Genomic DNA, 20,157 nt, shown 5'->3' on the forward strand with positions numbered 1-20,157 from the left:
CTCCTCCAGACGAACATTACCAACAAGCTGGTTTAGCACGACACAATTAATGCAGTCGGCAGAGCCTGATCGCAATAGATCAGGCTCTGCCGATTGCCGTCGACTACCGACAGCGGACGCTAATGCAACGTGAATACGTCACGTCGAAAGACAACGTCTTGGGCGCCCTTCGCTTACCCCATTAAGCTTCAGTCCGAAAATCTTCTGGCTGATGAAAAACTATGGCCACATCGTCGCAAGACGTTTCATCGGCCATTCTTATAGGCGGCACCTTTAGGCGCTCGACGATGACCGTTGTGAAACCCGGCAGATCAGGTACGTCGCCATCGCCAAAGTGCGGATGACACAGAACGCCGCCGGGATTCAGAAGACGCTTCATCCGCCTCGCCGTATCACTGCGCTCCTCTTCAGCTCCCTGCTTATTTGGAGAGTAATCAAACGGATCACAAAATATGAAGTCGTACCGTTGATCAATGGTGAGCTGCTTCCAATCTCCACAGTGGGGATGCACAGACGGATTTGCCTCAGCAAAACGCTCCAGGTCTTGGTAGACGGCCTTTTCGATCTCAACAATATCGTGCTGGGTAGGCTTCATATGCTCCTGTATGAGACTGGCCGAGATGCCTAGCCCGAAACCAATTTCCAGCACGGTCGCAGGATTGAGGTAGGCAAGTCGAAAAAACAAGGCCTTGAAGTACTCCTCTTCGGTACGCGACATGACCACCTGACCATTCCAAACGAGCACGTCTTCATTCTTTTCGTCAAAATCCAACTCGATCGAACTCATAGGGTTCTCAATTATGCCGCCTGCCTGATCCTTGGACTGACCAATCCTGTGACGAATGACGTCAGGGCATTGCGATGGGGATTCATCGTGAGTGGTTAACGCCGTCAGAGCCGACCACAGCCTTCTCGATTCTTTCGGCGATCGGCCTACGCCATATCAACACAAGCTGAGAGTCATCAGGCCCTGTCGCATCGACAAAACCAGCGTGCTCAGCCGCCTTGCGAGATGCCGTATTGGATTTGCGCATATGCGCATAAACGACATCGTGTTGACTGAGTCCACAGCAGCGCTGGTAGGCAATGCGACCGATCTGACGCCCCTGACTGGGCCTGTTCAGAAATACGTGAAAAGACGCGTGTTTGCCACGGATAGAATCATCGACAATATTGATGTAAGCGGCACCTGCCCTCCTACCATTGACCAATATGATCCAAGCCTCTCCTCCTGGCCCACCTCCTCGCTCACGAGAACCCGGGCTTTTGACTAACTCGATATCGTCTGCGCAAACAGGGCCCAACTTTGATTTGGCTTTTCCTGCAGGAGGGTTAAGCGTCTGCCGCTTGGCTACTTTCGCTTTTGTGCCGCTCAACGATCGAGCCATGGCGACTCTCCCAAGCCGAGAAGTAGCCGATCGCAACTTTGAGCCCAGAACTCCGCAGGGAAGAAACCTGGAGAAAACGCAATCACGATATCTGCAAGACGATCCACCAGGCTGTGCCGTTGCAATGCCTGGGCTAACTCATCAATACGATTCAACACATCCGGTAACGGGCAGTTCAAAGGACATGGATGCTCAACCGAATCACTGTCGCCGTCATACCTATTGCAGAAGTAGTCCATGTCAATGTGAAGCAAGATGGCTGCTTCACTCCCTTCTAGCCCCTCAAGCCAAGCGTCGAGATCATCAGTGAATCGATAACGCCCGCGCCCCACTCCGTTCTCAACAGGAATAAGCGAAACCGCAGGACGATTCTCACCGGGACTCAGCAACGTATCTGCCAGCAGTTCCAGATTAATCATCGAATCGTGTGTACCGATGCATTTGGGGCCTTGGCAAAGATGCCGCACATCTGTTGCAGGCGCGTAGTGAAGAAAGGGCGTCAAAAAACTACCCATTCCCAAAGCGCCGCTCATGATCGCTCTCGTTACCGTGCTGGGCTGACGCAAATTGACGACCTGTTTTTCGATTGGATCGATCCAACCGTCAGCATGTTCAAAGAGTCGAGGCGCACCTAGATCTTTATGGTCATCGACATGAAGCACGGTAACTTCGGAATGCTGCGGATGCCTGGCCAACCACTCGCTCCAGCTTTCCAGTGTCCATGTATCATTCAACGACAGCAGCACCCGCCCCCTGCGTTTACGAGCGGCAGCCATATCTTGACAACGCAAATCACCACCCCACCACGCAAGGCCATCGTTGAGCAGAGGGTCGATGTAGCGATACGGATCATCCGACCATCCCAACGCCAAACTCCAGAGGTCGCCGGCCTGACTGGCTATTGCATCTTTATCGCAGAAATAGTCCCGAAGCTGAGCATGTCTTTGTTGTGGGTCAAGCGACAGTCGGGACAGTGGAATGGTGATCGGCGGACTCATAGGACTCTGTCCCTTCCTGGGCGGCACGGTTCAATATGTCAACAAGGCTCAGCCCGACCTGCGTCAATGGACACTCCTTCAGCGTGGCGAATGCCTGCTTCAGGTGCAGATCGGTGTCTTCTATTTGGTTTATCGCGCGCGAGCTGAGGTTCACTGGCCCGTGGTCACGCACATAAATCCAGAAACGCCTGAGCTCTACAAAAACGAAGACTGCATGGAGCAGCCCAGAGGGCGGTCGCAAGTCCTCTCTCCAAGGAGACACTACTTGGGCAGATGTACACTCGACAGTCGGCGCGTATCGCTCCAGGAGATAGAGTTTTTGGTGACGATACTCATGGATCAATGAGTCCGCCAAATCGTACGGATCAATCAATCCCTCACCTTGAGAAATCGACACGTAGAGTGCGCCAGGAACGGAGTTGTCACTGAACGATACGATTTTTTTTGGATCTGCGGTGGGATCACGAACAAATTGAACAGCACTGCATGCTGCCAATATCTCGGCCGCGAGCTCTGGACGCCAAGCTTTAACGATCGCCATGGCACACTCAACAAGTTCTTGCCCGGCATCCACAAGCTCATCGCCTTCGAAGAAAATAGCGTCTCCGAATGGAGCCCTCAGCCATCGGTCATCACGACCAACATCAAGGTCAGCACCATCCTTTTTCTCACCAGCCAGTGCAAGCAACAGATCCAGATAGACCGGGCTAACTGCAACGGGCTGACCGTCCACTGCCAATAAGGTGTGCCCTCGGTTCTGAGCCACTACCGCACTCGACCATGCGACAGCACCTGGATGAACTGCCACAGACTCAAAGGTGGCACCATCCATTGATTTAAGCTGCGTGGCTCGATTGTCCTGCGCGAACAAACTCAACGCCTCGTGCAGACGCTTAACCGCCTCCTCTCGGGCACCGCAACACAGCCAATCCAAGTGAGGTCGGGAGGTCTCGGCCAGTTCGAAACGGGTCAAGTCGAATGAGTCAGGAAGCGACAGTGTGGGCTCCTCAAGCAAATCGGAAGAAAGATGCTCCTTCAGACGATTGTTGATGTGCGAGACCAACCGCTTCATTTCGTTGCAGTACACCGTTGGATTACTAAAGCCATTCTCATCGAAGCGATGAGGAAGTGAGCCGCCGCCACAGATTTCTACGATTGCACATGACTGGCAAGTGGCTGACAGACCATCCTTGCGCAAATAACGCCGATGCTGCTCGATGGAAGGTGAAAGAGCCACCTCAGCAATGGGCGTATCTGACACTGTTCCTCCGAGCTTGGTCGCTCCATCCTGGGTAACTTTCAAAACGTCCAGATCGTGATAGCTGCCGTCAGTCTCAATCGACAACAAGCTCACGTCACCAAAGCCAAATGCATCAGTACCTGAGGGCAGCCCTGCACAGACATCGAGCAGAGCCTCAAAGGTTCTCAGTGGGATGTGCGCATATTGGTCGAACCAGACATCAAATGCATTGACAAGCCAATTCTCGTACAGACCTGGGTCTTGGTTGCGTCCTGGAGGTGGGCGAAGCCAGTGGGCGTCGGGTAACAGGAAATCCAAACGCGGGATGCTGAATTGATCAAAATATTCAAACAGCTCATTTGCGCTTATCGAAGCGTCCACCACAGCAATGACACCCGCGAAGATCGACGGATACTGCTGCAGACGCTTGAGTGCCTGCTCCGTCTGATCAAAACTCGAACGCCCCTTTCGGGTCAGACGATGTTTGTCGTTAGCAGACTTGGGGCCATCGAGACTGAGCGACACACCGATGTCAGCTTTCTCAAGGATGCCCAGTGCCTCGTCAGTCAACAACAGACCATTCGTCTGCAGGCTGACATCAACAGAAATGGTACAGGCCTCACGCAGAAGTTGCGCAAAATCCGCTAGTGCTTGAGCACCTGCCAACAAGGGCTCACCACCATGGAAAATGACTGCACAGCGCTTCAGATTAGTCTGAAGTACGTACTCCGCGAGTTGTCGGGCAAATGCCTCGCGATGTTCAACGGAGAGAAGTTTGGGCATGGAGCGCCAACTCTGATCCGCGTGGTGGTAGACATAGCAGTAATCGCAATCAAGGTTACATCGCGATGCCACTTTTACCAGAAACGACGAAAACTTAGCGGCGTCCATGCAGACGACTCACGAACGGTTATGGCGGTGATGCAAACGATCATAACTGGTGATGACTTGACTGGCATCCGATTCAGTCAACACGCGCGAACGCAGGCGTTGGATTGCCGGATTGGTGCTCTGCACCTTTGCCAAGCTGTTGCGAATTGTCGACTGAGTCGACTCTTCGATCTTGATTGCTGTAGACGACATCACATACTCCTTGACCTGTTGAAGTACTATCAGCATGGACGATGGATCCAAAATTTCAAGGACTACTTTAAACCTTTTAACAATTGAATAAATCCAAACCGACTGGAGAAACTTAAGAGCAAATTTGATTGTTTTTCGAAGATTTTCGCCGACATGCCCCTTCACACCTTGGATCACATCCAGTGATAGCTAGTCACGGAAGGCTTGCCCTGCAAGTAGCCATCGACGTAGATCAGTACAAGGCAGTGAAACAGCCAACCTCGCCCCTCCCAACTACAGTGGGAAAACTCCCACATGGCCGGCTCGGATCGTGAACCGTGGGCCGCCCCTCGATGACTACAAAGTGCAGACTTCCCCCCGCTGCACTGCACTTGATCTGTAGGTACAATTCTTCAACAAGAATCCGCTTAGGCCACAAACATCGCACCGTCGGGTATAACGATAGCTACCGTTGGAGCCAAGCTCTATCTACCGGAACCGCCTAGAGCCGACGCGCTGGCCGACGGATTTCTTCCCGTATACATTTTTCGTCAGGGCCGTTGGCGACGGAACGACATCCCAGCAGTCCAAGGACTTGTCCACGTGCCGGCTTGCTTTTTCGTACGCACGGACTTTGCCTTCCTTGCGATCAACGTACCAGTAGCAGTAGGTCACCGCTCGGGTGATGGCCACGTAAGCAGTGCGCAAGGCCTCGCTACGCTGAGAGGTATCGAAGCCGCAGGGGTCGGCACCGCCCATCTTAGCCTGCCTGAAAATGTCGTTCTTGAACGGCGAGGACGTGGTCATCTCACAGTCGCCCAGCAAGAACACAGCATCAGCCTGAAGGCCCTTCGAAGCATGGTACGTCAGTAGCTTCAGGTCATCCTCTCTGTCGTCCTTCTTCGCCTGATTGATGAGGCCTGCCAAGTTCTTCTCAACGACCTCTTTGGTACGTCCAACCCGATAGAGAACCAGGATTGAGCGACCTGCTTCGTAATGCGCTTGCGCAGTTTCGCACAGGTGGATGTAGCTCAAATCGCGCATCTGGACGGGAACCTTGTTGCCGATTACCCGAGGGTTGGCCGCTTTGCCCTGCTTGTTATTGAAGCCTCCCGTTCGCTTCACAATGGCCTCTGCCGCATCGATGACCCATTGATGAGAGCGATGGTTTTCCTGCATAAATACACGTGTCGACGGAGGCGCCAAAAAGTGGTTGTCGAAGTCCATGAAGAACTGGGGTGAGCTGCCTCGCCATCCATAGATGCTTTGCCAGTCATCCCCCACGGCCATCAGCGAAGCGTAAGCTGGAGGCCCATCTGTTTGAACCGGCAAACTCCTTCGTTCGATCTCGGCAAAAGTCGCCCTGACCCAGGAGATGGTATTCGCGCCAACGTCTTGGAACTCGTCGATAAGTAATGTCGACATTGGCTGTAGGACGCCATCGGGCACCACCTGCAGGTTTTTCGCGCCTCTTTCGCTGAACATTGAAAACATCTTGTTGAAGGTCAGCACTGGGGGGCTCATCACCCTAAGCTTTTCATCCAGTGCCACCCAGTAGCGGCCAAGGGCTTTAAAGAATGCCCGGTCAGGGTCATCCTCCATAAGCTCCATGGCCTTGATCGCCGGAATCACATCTAATCCCAAGTTCTCGATAAAGGAAGCCGCCGAGTAAAACGCTTCCAGGATGTACTGGGATGAAATCTCACCGGTTATCTTGTACCGGAATTTAGGACAGGCATTTGCCAGGTTCATGATCGCATCGACAGATGCGCCGGCATCGGTGTAGCTGTTCAGGAAGATCACAGGCTTCGAACAAAAAGCCTGAAACAGGATGCGCTTATCGGCGACATCCAAGGTGAGGTAAGGCCAGCGGTCAGGCTCAATCTTCAAGTCGCGAGGTTCGTCCTTATCCACACCGAGAATGACGTAGGCACCCAACTGGGGAATGGAACCGTTAGAGTGGAACGTCTGACCGAGCAGAGTGATCTTTTCGCGTGTCGGAACCACCCCCGCTATCGGCCAGCGACCAGCTGACTTCCACAGCCCCTCCAGTCTGAAACACAACGCGTCGTCGATTTGTTCCATCTGCGCGACCTTGTCCTGTCGCGCCTTCGCATCAGCGCTCTGCGCGTCCAAGCGCTCCAAGTAGATGGCTCGGCGTGCTAGCTCGGCAATAAGGTCTTTGAAAATTGGGTCGCTGTCGTACAAATCCTGATAGCACTCGTTCATCAGACTGAGCTGCTCAGGTTTGAGCTTCACCTGGAACATGGAGCCGGCCTTTTCTTCCTCGTCGTTTTTTAAGTCCAGGAATTCGAAGGCCTGCGCTTTCTCCAAACCAGGAATACTGCGCGTGAAAGACAATATTCGAGAGTGGAAGGTACGCACGATGTCGAGGGACTCTTCCTTCGAGATGTCGTAGCCCCACTGTTTGAAGACCTTGCGCACCTTGCCGGCGAAATCCAGTTTGGATTCTTTGGTGAAGGTAATGACAGTAAGGCTTTCAAGATGAATACCGAGGTAATGGTAGAGGACGAGAAGACGTAGCACCATGGTCGTTGACTTGCCGCTTCCAGCACCAGCTACCACGGATGTTGTCGGCGTTTTAGACAGGATCATCTTCCACTGATCTTCGGACGGCTTATCCTTCAACAACCGGGCAAAATCAGCCCGGATCTCGCCTTCCAACTCAGGCGTAATCTGGAATGTCCAATTCTTGAAAAATGTTGGCGGCTTTACCCCGGGCTCCCCCGCTATTGGAATTGGCCCGGGTTGCAGTTCAACGATCAGTTTGCCGTCTTCGAGCCCCTTCTTGTGGCCATTGTTATAGCCCAGCAAGTATCCTTCATCGTGACCGAACTTATGGCCAACGCGCAAGGCTGACGCCTGCTGAATTCCCCAGCGATCCAGAAGCTTGTCGAACAGCCTCAGCATGAAGCCTTTAGATATGCGAGGGTCAACTGCCTCCAAACGCGCAGTTGGGTTAAAGCGAGGATTAGTATTTACGTCCACTGAAGATAAAGCTCCTGTACGCCGGGCCCGGCTTCTCTAGCTAGGGGCACTCGGAGTGCTCCGAAATTAGGAAGCCTACCACCAGGAGAGAAAATTCCTAAAGTCAAGATGCTTAGCGCGTCAGCTCCGCCGGCGGCAGCCGATGTGCGCTTTGATGCGAATGCCGATTTAGCGCGCGAGTGAGATTGAGTACCTGCAGCCAAATTTGTTTTCGATACTGATAGCTCCGAACGCGTTCAACTGCTAAGAGCCAACCGCTCCACCAGATCAATCACATCCTTGCGATCCTGCTCTTTCAACAAATGAAAGCACTGCAGCAAATGAGCCGTCTCGTCATCCTCACAATAGAAATACGACACTGGCAGATTCAGGACAGCAGCAATCTGCTGCACGATGCCCTCCCCTGGCTGGTGAACACCTTTCTCATATTGATTCATCCGAGCTGATGCAGAGGCGGGTTCGATTCCTGCTTCTATCCCCAAGCGCTCTTGAGAAAAACCCCTTGCTTTGCGTGCCTCTTTTAAACGTCTGCTGAACGTCGTCATTTCTCTTGCCGCAAAAGACAAGAGAGTCTTAGATTCGCTTTGACGATATACTAAGTATTCCTTAGTATTTGGCAGAAATATCCTTTTGCCATCACTCTAAGCGCACGGACAGGGACTCAAGATGAAGGAAATGCAAATCACAGATGGCCGGCTCGACGAAAAATCGCGAGGCTTCGGCGGCAACATGATCAGCTATCACTACTGGAAAATTGACGGCAAGAAGCTCGAAACCCTCGAAATCCCAGATGTGCTAGATGCTCATGTAAAGGCGGGTGATCGGGTTCGAGTGACATCTCAGCTAGGCAAAGACAAGGTCGCCAGAATTTGGGCCATCCAGATTGAGGGAGAGCCGGTTCGTTCAGTCGTTACCATTCCCTTCATTGCAGTGTCGATGGGTCGGCTAAGCATCTTTCCGTTGATGGTCGCAATTTTTACAATCTTCGTAGCCTATGGCTTTTGGCAAGCCAGTACGCATCATGGAGGTTTCCATGGGACGAGTTATCAAATGGGCTGGATCGCGCTGAATCTATTCGTCGCGTACAGGTACATGATTAAGCCTGTGCGAAATATCACGCGCGGCATCAAGGTGTTTCGAGAATATTGCGCCAAGGCCCCAGCATCGACGTCGACCGCCAACTGATACCGAACGAACGCCGGTGAGTCTCCCGAGAACCAGAAAATGAATTACGTCGAGTTGGTTCAGCACCAAGCCGAGCTTGTTTTTGGCAACAAAGAGAAAGCCGACAGTTGGCTGAACCAACCGAAAACCGGTCTCGGAGGTAGCACACCATTGGAGCTCGCTCACACTGAAGCAGGATACAAACTCGTAAAGGCTGAACTTGAAAAACTCAGTCACGGATTTGCCTGCTAGTTCCAGCTCCCCCCTCCAAGCCCAAGACTTAACATGATTGTTTTTGATCTCAACACAAACAATGCCGAAGCCCTGCTCAGACACGTTGAAGCATTAAAATCACCTTCGAAGAGCTCAAGAGTGGCATTTAGAACGCCAACAAGCGCGCAAATCTGATCGCTCTCTCTGCGATGCTCAACCGCCCCCCTTCGTCCTCCGCGCCAACGTTGCAGGCGACATGCGCAAGTGCTGACGCAGCTGATTCACCGTCATGTCGAGAGTCCCTGCGAGCCGTTTGTAAAACACAAAAGGGAGACCTGGTGAACAAGCTCATGAAGTCTAGCGCTGCGTGATGGCAGTCCAATCGTTGCCCAAATACCTGATCGAACAGACTCGACTGGATTATATTTTTGGTTGATGAGTCCATACCCACCTCAAGGGTTTTCAATCATCCAATCATGACAGAAGTTGCTCAATAGGCATGATCCGTACGCTTAAGCAACAGGCCATTCCATTGATCGCAGCCTTTATCGATTCGACATAATCTATATAGCCGATGGCTATTTCTGAATAAACCTTACAAATAAATAGCTCCTCTGGACATCTTTTAAACAGATACTTGACAAGCCGCAAGAATGATCTTTATTGACAGTAACTGTACGAAACACTGCATCCATTCATGCCCAGTCGTCTCAACAGTCATAGCAATTACGATACAGGCACCCATTATTCGAGATAAAACTCTTAAACACCAAATTTTTTCAAGTTTGGAAACTTCATACTACTTGACGATGTGGTTTAGAGGAGTAGACGCTATTGAACACCTTCTCATCACGTTACTCAGCATGCAAGGAAAGACCTTCCGCAAAATTAGAAATATTATTTCAACGATGGTTATTAGGGCTGTTGCTTTTACTGATGTGTGGGAACACGTTGGCTGACCTTTCAAAAACTGAAACGCCCCAAGAGTTCGTTATGTGGCTTGGGGCGAACGACGCTCATGGGGAAATTATCAATGGCGTCGCGCCAGCCGATCCTTCCAAGTGGAAATCGATTTTTCTCTCAAAAAAGAATGGTTCTTGGTGTACCGCTTTCGCTGTTGGGCCGCGCACAGTCATGACAGCGGCACACTGTGTTCCAAAAGATCAGCAAATAACGCTAAAACGGCCCAGTAAAGTCGATTTGATAGCACAGTGCAAGATTGCCCCATCGTATCCGACCGACCCCACCGCTGACTATGCCCTGTGCAGTTTAGGTGAAGACATTAGCGCCGGGCCTTATGAAACTTTGAACAGAAAGTACGACAAACTTATACCAGGCACGAGAGTACTTCTAACTGGTTATGGGTGTAGGCAATTCGTCAACCAAAGCGAACAAGATTTCTCCACAGGCATAGTGACCTACTACTCCAAAGCTGAGGGAAACTATGGAGTACTGGGGGGAGGTGCCTCTGTCTGCTTCGGAGACAGCGGTGGGCCAGCATTTGTCGTATCCAATGATGATGTTGCGAATCGAGTCTTAATCGGCTTGAATTCTCAACTCTGGAGTGACGGAATGACCTCACTTTTATCGCTGATACCAACAGATGTCGAATCGTTTTTTCAAGATTTAAACACCAAGGGTTGGATTATATGCGGCATTACACTTACAGCTAGAAAATGCCGCCATGAATAGCTTCATCAAAAAACTCATCGGACTGATAATTATTTTCTTAATGCTAGGCAGAGGACATGCCGACGAGTTTAAAATTAGCTTACCAACCATAACAGTCGCTCCCGCTCGCACAAATTCGTCAGAATCGACAAGAATACTTGCCGAAATAGCAAAAGCAACCCCAGTTCAGATGCGAAAAGGGGAAAACCCGATAAACTTAATACGAGATCGTTGCGGAGTAGTAAACAAAGACTATTTGCCTATATTTCAGGAGGCAAATCCCGGCACTTCTTTAGAAAACCTTACCAAAGACACCACCATATTTCTCCCAGCGTGTTTCATTGTAGCTCCACAAAAGATAGTTTTAGTAGAAAAAGGAGATAGCTTAGCAATTATAGCAAACAAGTATTTTGGGTCAGCGGGAAGTGAAACGCTCTCCAAAATAATAAACGCCAACAAGAAAAAGATAAGTTGTGAAGAAACTTTTAATCCCTTTATTGATAGATCACCGCCAAGCGTGTTCGATCGTTGCATCATTAAACCTGGACAGGAGCTTATGCTGCCCAACGTGCCTATTTCAGCAAATTATTTGGTGAAAGAGAGTTCTCTAGATGAATTCATACAGCAAAAAGATCGGCTTTCGATCAGTCTTCGGAATGACTCCCCCAGCTCTGATCGTCCTGGCATATTATCGTCATCGGAGGAGTTAATAGCTGCTGCAGAAACAAGCTCAGCGCCAGAAGATCAATGCGCCGAAAACGAAGCAAATCTACCGTATCCCAGAAATGAGCTTATCAAGCTACTTGAATCAAATAACATATCGCGTGATCTTGCTATTCAAGCTGGTGAAACAGTTATAAGCGGTACCGCAATAGTCGTGATAGCAGACACCGGATTATCGGGCTTCGACACGCCGGCATTTCCAAGGTTGGCTTTCCGTACGAAATCGCCTTCAGGTTATGATTCAGGTGCAAATCGAAACTATGGGATTAATGTTTACAATCAAAAACTGGAGCCCACAGAGATTAAAGAATACAACCGGTATGGCCATGGCACTCATATAGCTGGGATAGCCCGAGGGGGCGTAAACCTAACTAACAGCGAGACAATTTTTTTCTCAAAACGTATTAAGCTTTTAATCGCTGCAATGTTAGACATCAGGCTGGCTTCAGTGCAACCCTTAACATACTCAGCGACAACTCCATCAGGCGGAATTATAAATGCTGCAAACTATGCATCCCGTGAAAGTGCAAACATACTTAATGTCAGTTTTACTTCCAACGTACAAATCAACGGATTAGCAGACGCCATTCAAAAAAAGGAAAACCTATTAGTTATCGCGTCTGCCGGAAACACCAAACGCAACACCGATTTCATTAGTGATGTATTCCCATATAGTTACGGCGGCGTTAATACTGACAGTCTTGCGCCAGACCATTTTATTATAGTCGCAGCGAGCCAACAGAATGGAAGGCTTGCTCCTTTTTCCGCTTACGGGCGAAAGAATGTTGACTTGGCCGCGCCCGGATGTCGCGTGGAGTCCAATAACGTTGACGGCGGATCTATCACTTTCAGTGGAACTTCAGAAGCAGCTCCAAGTGTTTCATTTACTGCGGGCTTACTGTATTTCGAAGGCATAAGTCAAGCGCGAAAAGTAAAGGCCAGAATAATTTCCAGCCTTGACCGCTCTGCTTACCTCGAAGAAAAAGTGGCATGGGGTGGAAAACTTAATATCATCAAAGCCTTGAGCGTCTATCAAGATGTTCTTGAATTAAAATCATCACCAGGTCAGCTTCTCTTCGGTCGGCTCCCAAGAGAGCCTATTACTAGAATGCATTGCGGAACGACTTCTATTGAAGTCCAACAAATAAGTAAGATTTATCGAAATCAAGATGTACCTAAAGATGGATTACATATCCTGCTTAAGGGAGCAGACGGGTATGTCAAGCAAGAACCGCAGGACTGCAAACCTGCGAATATACGCTTCACTTTTAAAGTGCAAGGAGAAAATGAGCCTAGAGTCATTGATTGGGCAGACGTGTTGGACTTCATACCTAGCTATTATACATTCGACGAAACTTAGCTTAACAAATCAAACAGCAACATTAATCGACAAGAAGGATGCGCCATGAATATTTCCTCAGGAACAAGTTTAAGTTTACTCTGCGCAGCTATTTTACTAAGCGGCTGCGCATCGCCTTTGGTGAAGTATGGTCAAATCAAGGGGCCGGATGAAACAGGTTTAACGAAATTTAGCTTTTCAGAGTCAGTTATCAAGTTCAGTTTAAAAAAAGGCCCTGCGCCCTCTTTTGTTGTCGAAGGCATTGATATCGTATCAGTACCTGTTCCAGAGACTAGCGGCAACCGGTATTATGTTTCAGGCACATCGGCTTGGGAAAATTGGGGGGTGGAAACGCTTGGAGTTCCTGCTTATCGGGGGGATACGCCGCTTATTAAAAGCATCGCTTTGACCACTGAGGACAAACGCATGTCATTGATGGAAAAAACGATAGGTGCTGCAGGTAAGGCTCTTCCATTTTTAGTTTCCGCCACGGAAATCTCTTCGGCAAAACTTCCAGACGGAATAGCGATCCAACCTTTATTGGAGGCTTGCGATGGTGCCCCATCTCGCTGTATGGCAAATATTACATTCAATGAAGCGAAAGATTATATGGCAAAAATTAACATTGGTCGTATCCCGTTGGATTCATTTCCTCAACCCATAAAAAATGACTCAATCTACAAATCCGGATCATTTTTGTATTCGGCCTGCAGACAAGTTGATATTCAGTTGTATTTTAAAACCAGTAATGGTTTTGATAAAGTCGCGGAATCGACGGTTATGGTAGCTGACTCAAACTTCGTTCAGACTCTTGCATTTCCACCCAAGGGCACTGTGACTGCGGGCGCCTCCTGTGGTGCCACTGCAACAGCTGAGCCCTCGGGCCTCCCCAACGGAATGGACTACATCGATACTTTCCTTAGCTCAGCGCAAACATTCGCAAAGGCTAAGAAAGATGCAAAAGATGCAAAGGCGGCTAAAGAGGCTAAACAATAGCTATAAAGAAGCTGCCAGAGCTGAAGGGTTAGTCGGAACAGTATAACTGCGATTCATGCTCTGGCGCATCGGTAGCGCCAGAGCGCTGGCAGGCCGAGATCAAGTAGTAAATGCCCCTCGCTAGTAAGCGTCCAGCCAACACACCTTCCGAACTCCAGCATTAAGGGCGATGGTGTCCGCGTATTTTAAGTGGACACCATTTTTAGCCTTTAAGCGGACGCCCATGCCACAAGAACGCCGTTCCTACTCCAAGTCTTTCAAGGCCCAAGTCATCGCCGAGTGCGCGCAGGTTTTCTAGATTGGCGTGCCGCCTACGGCGGATGGCTGTCGTAAACTGCCCCCACACCCCCCGCGATGCGGATCTCGGCCCTGGAGAGCTTTCATCCTGCTCGCCCGCGCGCTCCGCTTGCAGGAACTGGCCTCAGGGCACTGCCTATGAATTATGGCCTTGATAGCGGCAGCGCCTTGCCTCTCAAACCTGGAGCCTAGCCGGCAACTCCATCCATTCTCTCGCAGCGTTCACATCACCTTCGAACAAGTCAAGGGCTTCTTGAAAGACGGTGATCAAGGCGACTAAGCGATCGCTTTCTACTGTGTTGAATCGACCTGCTTTTGCCCTACGCGCCAACGATGTGGACGAGATGCAAATAGCCTTAGAAATGCCCCCTCGCGCCAGGCCAACTGGGCTATGAGTCAAACCCGCTTGGATTTGCCGACGGCAGCGTACCAATGTCCATATCGGACGAAGCAGTCGAACATGATTAACCGTTACTCAGTAGCGGTGTATGGAAGTAGCTACTACGCTGGAAATACTGACAATAGGCCAGCATCGAACCAGGGATGGGGATTGAAATGAAGATTCCAGTAGTTTCGTCGTGGTGGACTTGGCTGGTGCTCACCGGCCTGTTGACCACAGGCTGTGGCACCCCGCCCAAGGCACCTAATCTGGATTTCAGCAGTAAAAACCTAAATCATGAATTTGGTGTCGAGCGACGACCTGTTGCAGGCCACCCCCCCAACCTTGGCTTAGCGCTCGCGGGCGGTGGCACCAAGGCTTCGGGGTTTTCCATTGGTATACTCAAGGGGCTGGTGTCGTCCGGCCAGATGGAACACGTGGATGTTATTTCCTCGGTATCTGGTGGCAGCTACGCCGCCTACTGGTATTACGCCCGCCTGGTTTTCGACGATCCGACGTTTGAGCAAAATAAGCCAACCCCTGTTGCATTCCAACAAGCACTCTTTCTTGATTGTTTCCCTTCGCGTTACATGGAAATCTTGGGTGTCAGCGGAACATCGGAGGAACCCTGGCTTGTAGGCCAACCTCTACCCTGCCCACCTCAAAACAATTCGAATCTGCTTAAAATTGCAGGGGATGATCAATTTGAGACCGACGAAAAGCGCCAGCATACCCAACATCAATATGACCTGCGCCTGACTGCGTTAAATCGACCTGAATTAGGCAAAGATCCTTACCGCGTCCAAAATGCCTTACGGGGCTACCAGGACATTTTCAGCACAGGGCTGAACATGTTTGGCGCCCATGCCTTCGACTACACCACCACCGAGGATGACCAGCGCTTTACTAATGAAACGCTGGAAATGGTTCCACTAGAAATCGGCTCGATTGTTCTTAACGCGTTAGCCAATATTGTCTTTGATTGGAACATCAATCTCTCAAGCACGCAGCACGCTTACGCCAAAGGCATCGCACGCACCTATGGTGCCAGCCCACCTAATTGTGATGAAAAAGACGACGCCTGCATTACGACGATGTACGGCACCAGCGTCCGATTGGAAGGCGATATTGAGCAAGCTAGATCTCTAAGTTATACCCAACTTCAGAGGGCTTATGAGGTAAAGGGCGCGCCACTATGGATCATCAACGCTACCGCTGGGGAGGATCGCAGCGTGTTCGACGTTGGTAAGCAGCAGCAATTTTTCCTTTCCGCCTTCGAGGTTAATTCTTACCAATACGGTTCAGGGCTGTACGGGCATCGGCCAGGTACTTTAGCGGGCCTGACACCTGCCAAAGCCGTCGTGTCGTCCGCAGCCTTCCTCGATTCCCAGCAGAAGGTGCTGACCGAGCCGCCCGAGCGCAACGTCCTAAATGCCCTACAAAAAATTGCAGCGCTGGACTGGGGTCTTTCATTTCCTAATCCAAACAACAGCAGCCAAACCATCTATGGAATGCACTACCTTTTGCCCTTCCCGCTCTACCATGTCGAGCGCTTGGGCGATGCCAAACATTCAACCTTCATTCACCTGTCAGACGGCGGCATGTCAGAGAATCTTGGCGCCTATGCACTCGTGCGCCGAGGCGTCTCCAACCTGATCATTTCCGACCATGCGCAAGACCGCGAGGGTTGGATGGCTGACATCTGTCGACTAAAGGATGGACTCGCAGACCAAGGACTGACCCTGCTGTTGCCTGGTTTGAGCAGTCTGGATAAGCAGTGCAAAATCGTGAAGTACGAACTCACCGGTTACGACATCTACGCTTGGGAGCACCCGGTATTGGTCGGCTGTATCGTTTCCACAGCGCTGGCCAATTCGGACTGCGAGAACCTTCCCGCCAATCTCATCAAAGATCAGTACGCCGCTCACCTGTTCTTGATCAAACCCGCCTTGGGGACGAAGTCGATGCGGGTTCAGTTGCAATCCATCAGCGACGCCTGCAGCCAAGGCAGTAATAAAAATTGTCAGGGAATCGTACGCCATGCGTGCACCACACCTAATGGGGCGAAAGACAGTCCTATGTGGCAAGGCGCCCCGCCCCCATCCTGTGAGGTGTATGCGTTTATCAGCAAAAACTTCGGCAATAGCGATGGCATGGCCAGCGACGGCTGTCCGAACTATCCGCAGTTCGGCACCGTCGCCCTGACAATGGACTCATCGCCCTGGATCTATGGCGCCATGCGCGATCTTGCAGCCTATTACTCCAATCGTGTCAGTTGGTTCTTCGCCGAAGGGGGCGCCGTCAAAGAAGATCGCTTCCTCGAAGAATTGCGTTACCAGCGTCGCAATGCGATGCCTTTGCTAGTGGATGCCAAGTTGCGTAGACCGGGGGCAACAAAATCATGCGAGTTCAAAGCACCGAGCCAGACAATGAAATCTACTTAGCAATGACGTAAAGGGGCATGAGTCGAGGGTTGTCCTTTACATGCCCAAGGGCCTTCGCGGGGTTCCGGTACTGCCCCAGCGCTCCCCGCCAAGCAACCCAGCATACGGGAAAAAACTTCAATCATCGTTTCCACTTTTCAAGCAGGTGAGCTGCATTGTTTACGACTACAACCTAAAACTAGGCACGCTGAATGAAGGGTTTCAAAGTTCAATCAGGGTGCATCCACAAAAGACTTTCCAATTCATTAGCTACCTCCAGAACCTCGATTGCGGCAAGAGAATGAGGAGCAATATCCATGACAGTATCGAAATAACAAAAATAATTTTCGACAGCAGACTGCTCATCATCATACCGATCAATTCGATACTCATAATCCGACGAAAACCTTGAACGTAAATAAGGTACGTCCAACTCCAAAAGTTTTTTGTAATTCCTAGCACCGAAATCCGAACGCCACACAAGGAGCTCATTCATCTCGTCTATTTCAGGAGTCTCTCTCTCACAAAGGCCTACAAATTTAGGCGCCGGGGAAAGGTTGGTTAGTAACATGTATATCGCACTCATCACTCCGCCATTTAATTCGCGCATTTTATTGCAATAGCTCTGAGTGCTGGAGTACGCAAATGGGCAAGACAGATCCACCAGCAACGCAACAAGATCGGATTTTATAAGTGTTTGAGCGAGGTTACGATTGATATCCAAAAATAAGACGTCATATTTTTTCTTTAATTCGTCGAACTCCATCGTAGAGGCCTGCTTTCGTGACAGCGTGTCTATATCGTCCCTGCAAACTAAATAGGAAGCATCTTGCTGGTTTTTTTCTATAGCTTGCTTGAGCCTTTGCGTCTCCCCCGCATACATGATGACATCAGACTCATCATAAAAGTCGAGCAAAGCTGCAGCCCTCCCCAAAGCCTTCATGCCAGCTTTTTCACTTTCGCTATAGCTACGATACACCGGATCGTTGGTTACGACGGCAACTTTGAAGCCCTTTGACGCGAATGAAGCTGCCACCGCAATCGTAATCGGCGACTTACCCACCCCTCCCTTGTAGGCCGTCACACTTACAACCTTTGCGGACGGCCAAAACATCCTATGAGCGCGAAGAAATTTATTAAATATTTCAGATGGAATTGATATATGGGACTCCAAATCCTTGGGCGCCTCATATCCCTGCCAAGTACGAAAACTCCTTTCTACCGATTCTGCCGCGCTTTTAATCGAAATCTGTTTTGACAGTCTCAGCTCCTTCAGTTCCTCGGGCTTAATTACTACACTCATACTTTCCCTCCTTTATTTCTGCTTAGACTATACTTCAGCCAAACATTCGCATAGGTGAAACGGCCTCCTATTGACAAACCTAAAATAATATTGACTCACCTGGCTAAGCGAGTCCAGCCACTGCAATGTTGAAGTCACCGAGTGGTTCCCTGCGAAGATGGACAGACAGCCGTTGCTAGATTTTCTAGTCAGTGGAAGGCCAGAGCTTTGCGAGCTGAGCCAAATGAAGAAAGTAAAAGCCTGGCTCCGCTCACAACCGAGCTACTGGTTGGGATGGTGAGAAACTGTCAATTTGACACTTTCGCCGTGTTGGAAGAAATTGATGATCCACCTCTGCACCTACAGCCCAAATTATCGACATGATCGATTTGATTTTCACCAACCGGCCACTGACTCAGTCGATTACTGGGTGCTGGTTTCCTGATAGGAGTAACAAATTGCTGACTCGCCCCGATAAAGACGCGCTTCGTGCGATGCTGGAATCTCAAGTTCAAGAAAAACTGCAGCACAACCCTGACGCGGTGACTACTTATGCAGCCAAGCCTGAACCGGAACGAAAGCCATACACCAGCAAGCCAACAGTTCAGGACAAGGCATTTCACAAGGAGCTAGAGCAGATGCGTGCGGATGCTGAAGCCGGAGTGATACATAAACCGGTGCGCGAGCCGATGGACGATGGTGAGCCTAGCCTTGCGCTCGATGATTACCCACGCTTAAGAGAAGCAGGCTCTGCATCAAATCAATAGTGATTTCTCAATGCCTGCCATGCGGTGATCGATAAGCTAGGATGAGACATCACGACCAGTCGCAGTCACGCCTGAACACCGAACAACTCACTCACAGCCTTACTGGTATCTGCCAGCAGTTTAAAACAGTGACGAAACAAACTCAGCAATCGGCTCCGGTAACAGGTCTTGAGGGTGATCCCCTCCTAGAGTAGCCAGCCCACTGCTGCCCTTGATAATCCCAGAGCTAATGACGTCGCCAGTTTGAACCCGTATGACTTCGACTTTGATTTCTACTTTGTCAGGGATCATCGACCATTCTGTCGCTCGATCCTCCCAGTGCAGGATGGTTGGGAAGATCAAGATGTCTTGATCTGCGCGCTGAGCTTGGGCAGCGGCATCCTCAAAATTTTCAGCCAAACCGCCAATGCGCACCAGACGGGACTTGGCGCTCGTGGCGTTGTAAATGATCTTCGTAGTGTTACGACCAGAGCCGCTGTAAACGTTATCACCGTATTGGCCGTCAGCAGGTGTCGTGACAAAGATCCGCTCGCTTGCCGTAATACGTGCTGAGCCATTTTGTTGTGGTGACCAGCGGTGTGAGTCCGCGCAACCAGAGAGCACGGCAATTAAGGCGAGAGTCAGGAGAATGCGCATCAATACATCCTTGTAAGGGCCTGCATGGCATTTAGAGATCAAAGGAATATAACAAAGCTCCCTGTGCGCAGTGAGGAAACCTACGCGCAGCCAGGACATGCTTGTGAATCTCAGAGCCGGACGGATTGGCACGCCCCTCTGACAAGGATGTACATCATGCTCTCGCATGCGGATGGATACGCATCGCTGGATGTCGTATAGCGGTTATTAGCCGCCCTACGATCAAGCGGGCCATCGGGCACACGACTGAGGCCGTGTCCTGGAGTAATGAAGCCCACGTGAAATTCAGAGATTCAACTGACAACCGCCCCCTTGGGGCCACTGGCAATAAGTGCGGCGCCACAGGCGGTTTTCATGCCGTCCAGAGCGATGGGCGTGCCATCGACGGTGTAGGTGCTACTGCCCTCGGCAATCGGGAAAACCCCTTTGCACAACGGGCAACTGACCTTGTGACCGACCCCAGCAATCGGCTTGCCGTTGAGGTCGGTTCGGGAGAAAGCTTCGAGCACCTTGCCACCGTGTGTGGTGGAGTCGCCCAAGCGAATTGCGTCTTTCATGTTGTCACTCCTT

At 50.5% G+C, this 20,157-nt stretch carries 18 protein-coding genes; 7 read left to right on the plus strand and 11 right to left on the minus strand.

The features are described from left to right. Positions 1-181: 181 nt before the first annotated feature. The 7 genes from LOY38_RS14740 to LOY38_RS14770 form a co-directional block, all read right to left on the minus strand. The gene (locus tag LOY38_RS14740; RefSeq protein ID WP_258695848.1) at positions 182-787 is read right to left on the minus strand and encodes a class I SAM-dependent methyltransferase; all 606 of its coding nucleotides are present in this window, start codon (positions 785-787) and stop codon (positions 182-184) included. A gap of 82 nt (positions 788-869) precedes the next feature. Next, positions 870-1,388 (minus strand): GNAT family N-acetyltransferase, encoded by a 519-nt coding sequence (locus LOY38_RS14745; protein WP_258695849.1) that lies wholly within the window; start codon positions 1,386-1,388, stop codon positions 870-872. Continuing rightward, positions 1,373-2,386 carry a hypothetical protein gene (locus LOY38_RS14750; RefSeq protein WP_258695850.1) on the minus strand — a complete coding sequence of 338 codons (1,014 nt, stop codon included), beginning with the start codon at positions 2,384-2,386 and terminating at the stop codon, positions 1,373-1,375. The genes LOY38_RS14745 and LOY38_RS14750 overlap by 16 nt, the downstream gene beginning before the upstream one ends. Further along, entirely contained in the window at positions 2,343-4,517 is a 2,175-nt protein-coding gene (gene yhhB / locus LOY38_RS14755; RefSeq protein ID WP_258695851.1) for a cyclophane-forming radical SAM/SPASM peptide maturase YhhB, read from the minus strand. The genes LOY38_RS14750 and yhhB overlap by 44 nt, the downstream gene beginning before the upstream one ends. Before the next feature lie 9 nt (positions 4,518-4,526). Continuing rightward, positions 4,527-4,709, minus strand: coding sequence for a YhhA family cyclophane-containing RiPP (yhhA, locus tag LOY38_RS14760; protein WP_258695852.1), 183 nt, complete (start codon positions 4,707-4,709; stop codon positions 4,527-4,529). Between the two features lie 468 nt (positions 4,710-5,177). Next, positions 5,178-7,697, minus strand: coding sequence for a UvrD-helicase domain-containing protein (locus tag LOY38_RS14765; RefSeq protein WP_258695853.1), 2,520 nt, complete (start codon positions 7,695-7,697; stop codon positions 5,178-5,180). 236 nt (positions 7,698-7,933) lie between these two features. Next, positions 7,934-8,242 carry a helix-turn-helix domain-containing protein gene (locus LOY38_RS14770; RefSeq protein WP_258695854.1) on the minus strand — a complete coding sequence of 103 codons (309 nt, stop codon included), beginning with the start codon at positions 8,240-8,242 and terminating at the stop codon, positions 7,934-7,936. Positions 8,243-8,363: 121 nt separating this feature from the next. Here LOY38_RS14770 and LOY38_RS14775 point away from each other — a divergent pair, with 121 nt between their 5' ends. Continuing rightward, positions 8,364-8,882 carry a hypothetical protein gene (locus LOY38_RS14775; RefSeq protein ID WP_258695855.1) on the plus strand — a complete coding sequence of 173 codons (519 nt, stop codon included), beginning with the start codon at positions 8,364-8,366 and terminating at the stop codon, positions 8,880-8,882. A 39-nt stretch (positions 8,883-8,921) separates the two neighbouring features. Further along, positions 8,922-9,113 carry an MbcA/ParS/Xre antitoxin family protein gene (locus tag LOY38_RS14780; RefSeq protein WP_258695856.1) on the plus strand — a complete coding sequence of 64 codons (192 nt, stop codon included), beginning with the start codon at positions 8,922-8,924 and terminating at the stop codon, positions 9,111-9,113. A gap of 174 nt (positions 9,114-9,287) precedes the next feature. Here the strand turns inward: LOY38_RS14780 and LOY38_RS30350 are convergent, their stop codons facing one another. Beyond that, on the minus strand, positions 9,288-9,398 hold the full coding sequence (locus tag LOY38_RS30350) for a hypothetical protein (protein ID WP_408980513.1): 111 nt from the start codon (positions 9,396-9,398) through the stop codon (positions 9,288-9,290). Between the two features lie 510 nt (positions 9,399-9,908). On the opposite strand from LOY38_RS30350, the gene LOY38_RS14785 reads away from it, so the two are divergent. From LOY38_RS14785 to LOY38_RS14800, 4 genes are all read left to right on the plus strand, one after another. Beyond that, positions 9,909-10,766 (plus strand): S1 family peptidase, encoded by an 858-nt coding sequence (locus LOY38_RS14785; protein WP_258695857.1) that lies wholly within the window; start codon positions 9,909-9,911, stop codon positions 10,764-10,766. Then, on the plus strand, positions 10,759-12,828 hold the full coding sequence (locus LOY38_RS14790; RefSeq protein ID WP_258695858.1) for a S8 family serine peptidase: 2,070 nt from the start codon (positions 10,759-10,761) through the stop codon (positions 12,826-12,828). The genes LOY38_RS14785 and LOY38_RS14790 overlap by 8 nt, the downstream gene beginning before the upstream one ends. A gap of 45 nt (positions 12,829-12,873) precedes the next feature. Further along, complete coding sequence (locus LOY38_RS14795; protein WP_258695859.1) at positions 12,874-13,803, plus strand: hypothetical protein; 930 nt, start codon at positions 12,874-12,876, stop codon at positions 13,801-13,803. An 852-nt stretch (positions 13,804-14,655) separates the two neighbouring features. Then, positions 14,656-16,923, plus strand: a complete 2,268-nt coding sequence (locus tag LOY38_RS14800) for a patatin-like phospholipase family protein (protein ID WP_258695860.1) — start codon at positions 14,656-14,658, stop codon at positions 16,921-16,923. A 208-nt stretch (positions 16,924-17,131) separates the two neighbouring features. Here the strand turns inward: LOY38_RS14800 and LOY38_RS14805 are convergent, their stop codons facing one another. Then, positions 17,132-18,205 (minus strand): ParA family protein, encoded by a 1,074-nt coding sequence (locus LOY38_RS14805; protein ID WP_258695861.1) that lies wholly within the window; start codon positions 18,203-18,205, stop codon positions 17,132-17,134. A 359-nt stretch (positions 18,206-18,564) separates the two neighbouring features. On the opposite strand from LOY38_RS14805, the gene LOY38_RS14810 reads away from it, so the two are divergent. After that, positions 18,565-18,951, plus strand: coding sequence for a hypothetical protein (locus LOY38_RS14810; RefSeq protein WP_258695862.1), 387 nt, complete (start codon positions 18,565-18,567; stop codon positions 18,949-18,951). A gap of 120 nt (positions 18,952-19,071) precedes the next feature. Here LOY38_RS14810 and LOY38_RS14815 read toward each other — a convergent pair whose 3' ends face one another. Both LOY38_RS14815 and LOY38_RS14820 read right to left on the minus strand, forming a co-directional pair. Then, positions 19,072-19,587 carry a DUF4823 domain-containing protein gene (locus tag LOY38_RS14815; protein ID WP_258695863.1) on the minus strand — a complete coding sequence of 172 codons (516 nt, stop codon included), beginning with the start codon at positions 19,585-19,587 and terminating at the stop codon, positions 19,072-19,074. 293 nt (positions 19,588-19,880) lie between these two features. Then, positions 19,881-20,144, minus strand: a complete 264-nt coding sequence (locus tag LOY38_RS14820; RefSeq protein ID WP_007920142.1) for a PAAR domain-containing protein — start codon at positions 20,142-20,144, stop codon at positions 19,881-19,883. Positions 20,145-20,157: the final 13 nt, after the last annotated feature.

It is taken from the genome of Pseudomonas sp. B21-015, from assembly GCF_024749285.1.
Classification (GTDB): Bacteria; Pseudomonadota; Gammaproteobacteria; order Pseudomonadales; family Pseudomonadaceae; genus Aquipseudomonas.

Bases quoted from the DNA above. Each gene is read 5' to 3' on its own strand.
- LOY38_RS14740 (WP_258695848.1), bottom strand. From the start codon at position 787: ATGAGTTCGATCGAGTTGGATTTTGACGAAAAGAATGAAGACGTGCTC.
- LOY38_RS14745 (WP_258695849.1), bottom strand. From the start codon at position 1,388: ATGGCTCGATCGTTGAGCGGCACAAAAGCGAAAGTAGCCAAGCGGCAG.
- LOY38_RS14750 (WP_258695850.1), bottom strand. From the start codon at position 2,386: ATGAGTCCGCCGATCACCATTCCACTGTCCCGACTGTCGCTTGACCCA.
- yhhB (WP_258695851.1), bottom strand. From the start codon at position 4,517: ATGGACGCCGCTAAGTTTTCGTCGTTTCTGGTAAAAGTGGCATCGCGA.
- yhhA (WP_258695852.1), bottom strand. From the start codon at position 4,709: ATGTCGTCTACAGCAATCAAGATCGAAGAGTCGACTCAGTCGACAATT.
- LOY38_RS14770 (WP_258695854.1), bottom strand. From the start codon at position 8,242: ATGACGACGTTCAGCAGACGTTTAAAAGAGGCACGCAAAGCAAGGGGT.
- LOY38_RS14775 (WP_258695855.1), top strand. From the start codon at position 8,364: ATGAAGGAAATGCAAATCACAGATGGCCGGCTCGACGAAAAATCGCGA.
- LOY38_RS14780 (WP_258695856.1), top strand. From the start codon at position 8,922: ATGAATTACGTCGAGTTGGTTCAGCACCAAGCCGAGCTTGTTTTTGGC.
- LOY38_RS14790 (WP_258695858.1), top strand. From the start codon at position 10,759: ATGAATAGCTTCATCAAAAAACTCATCGGACTGATAATTATTTTCTTA.
- LOY38_RS14795 (WP_258695859.1), top strand. From the start codon at position 12,874: ATGAATATTTCCTCAGGAACAAGTTTAAGTTTACTCTGCGCAGCTATT.
- LOY38_RS14800 (WP_258695860.1), top strand. From the start codon at position 14,656: ATGAAGATTCCAGTAGTTTCGTCGTGGTGGACTTGGCTGGTGCTCACC.
- LOY38_RS14805 (WP_258695861.1), bottom strand. From the start codon at position 18,205: ATGAGTGTAGTAATTAAGCCCGAGGAACTGAAGGAGCTGAGACTGTCA.
- LOY38_RS14810 (WP_258695862.1), top strand. From the start codon at position 18,565: ATGATCGATTTGATTTTCACCAACCGGCCACTGACTCAGTCGATTACT.
- LOY38_RS14815 (WP_258695863.1), bottom strand. From the start codon at position 19,587: ATGCGCATTCTCCTGACTCTCGCCTTAATTGCCGTGCTCTCTGGTTGC.
- LOY38_RS14820 (WP_007920142.1), bottom strand. From the start codon at position 20,144: ATGAAAGACGCAATTCGCTTGGGCGACTCCACCACACACGGTGGCAAG.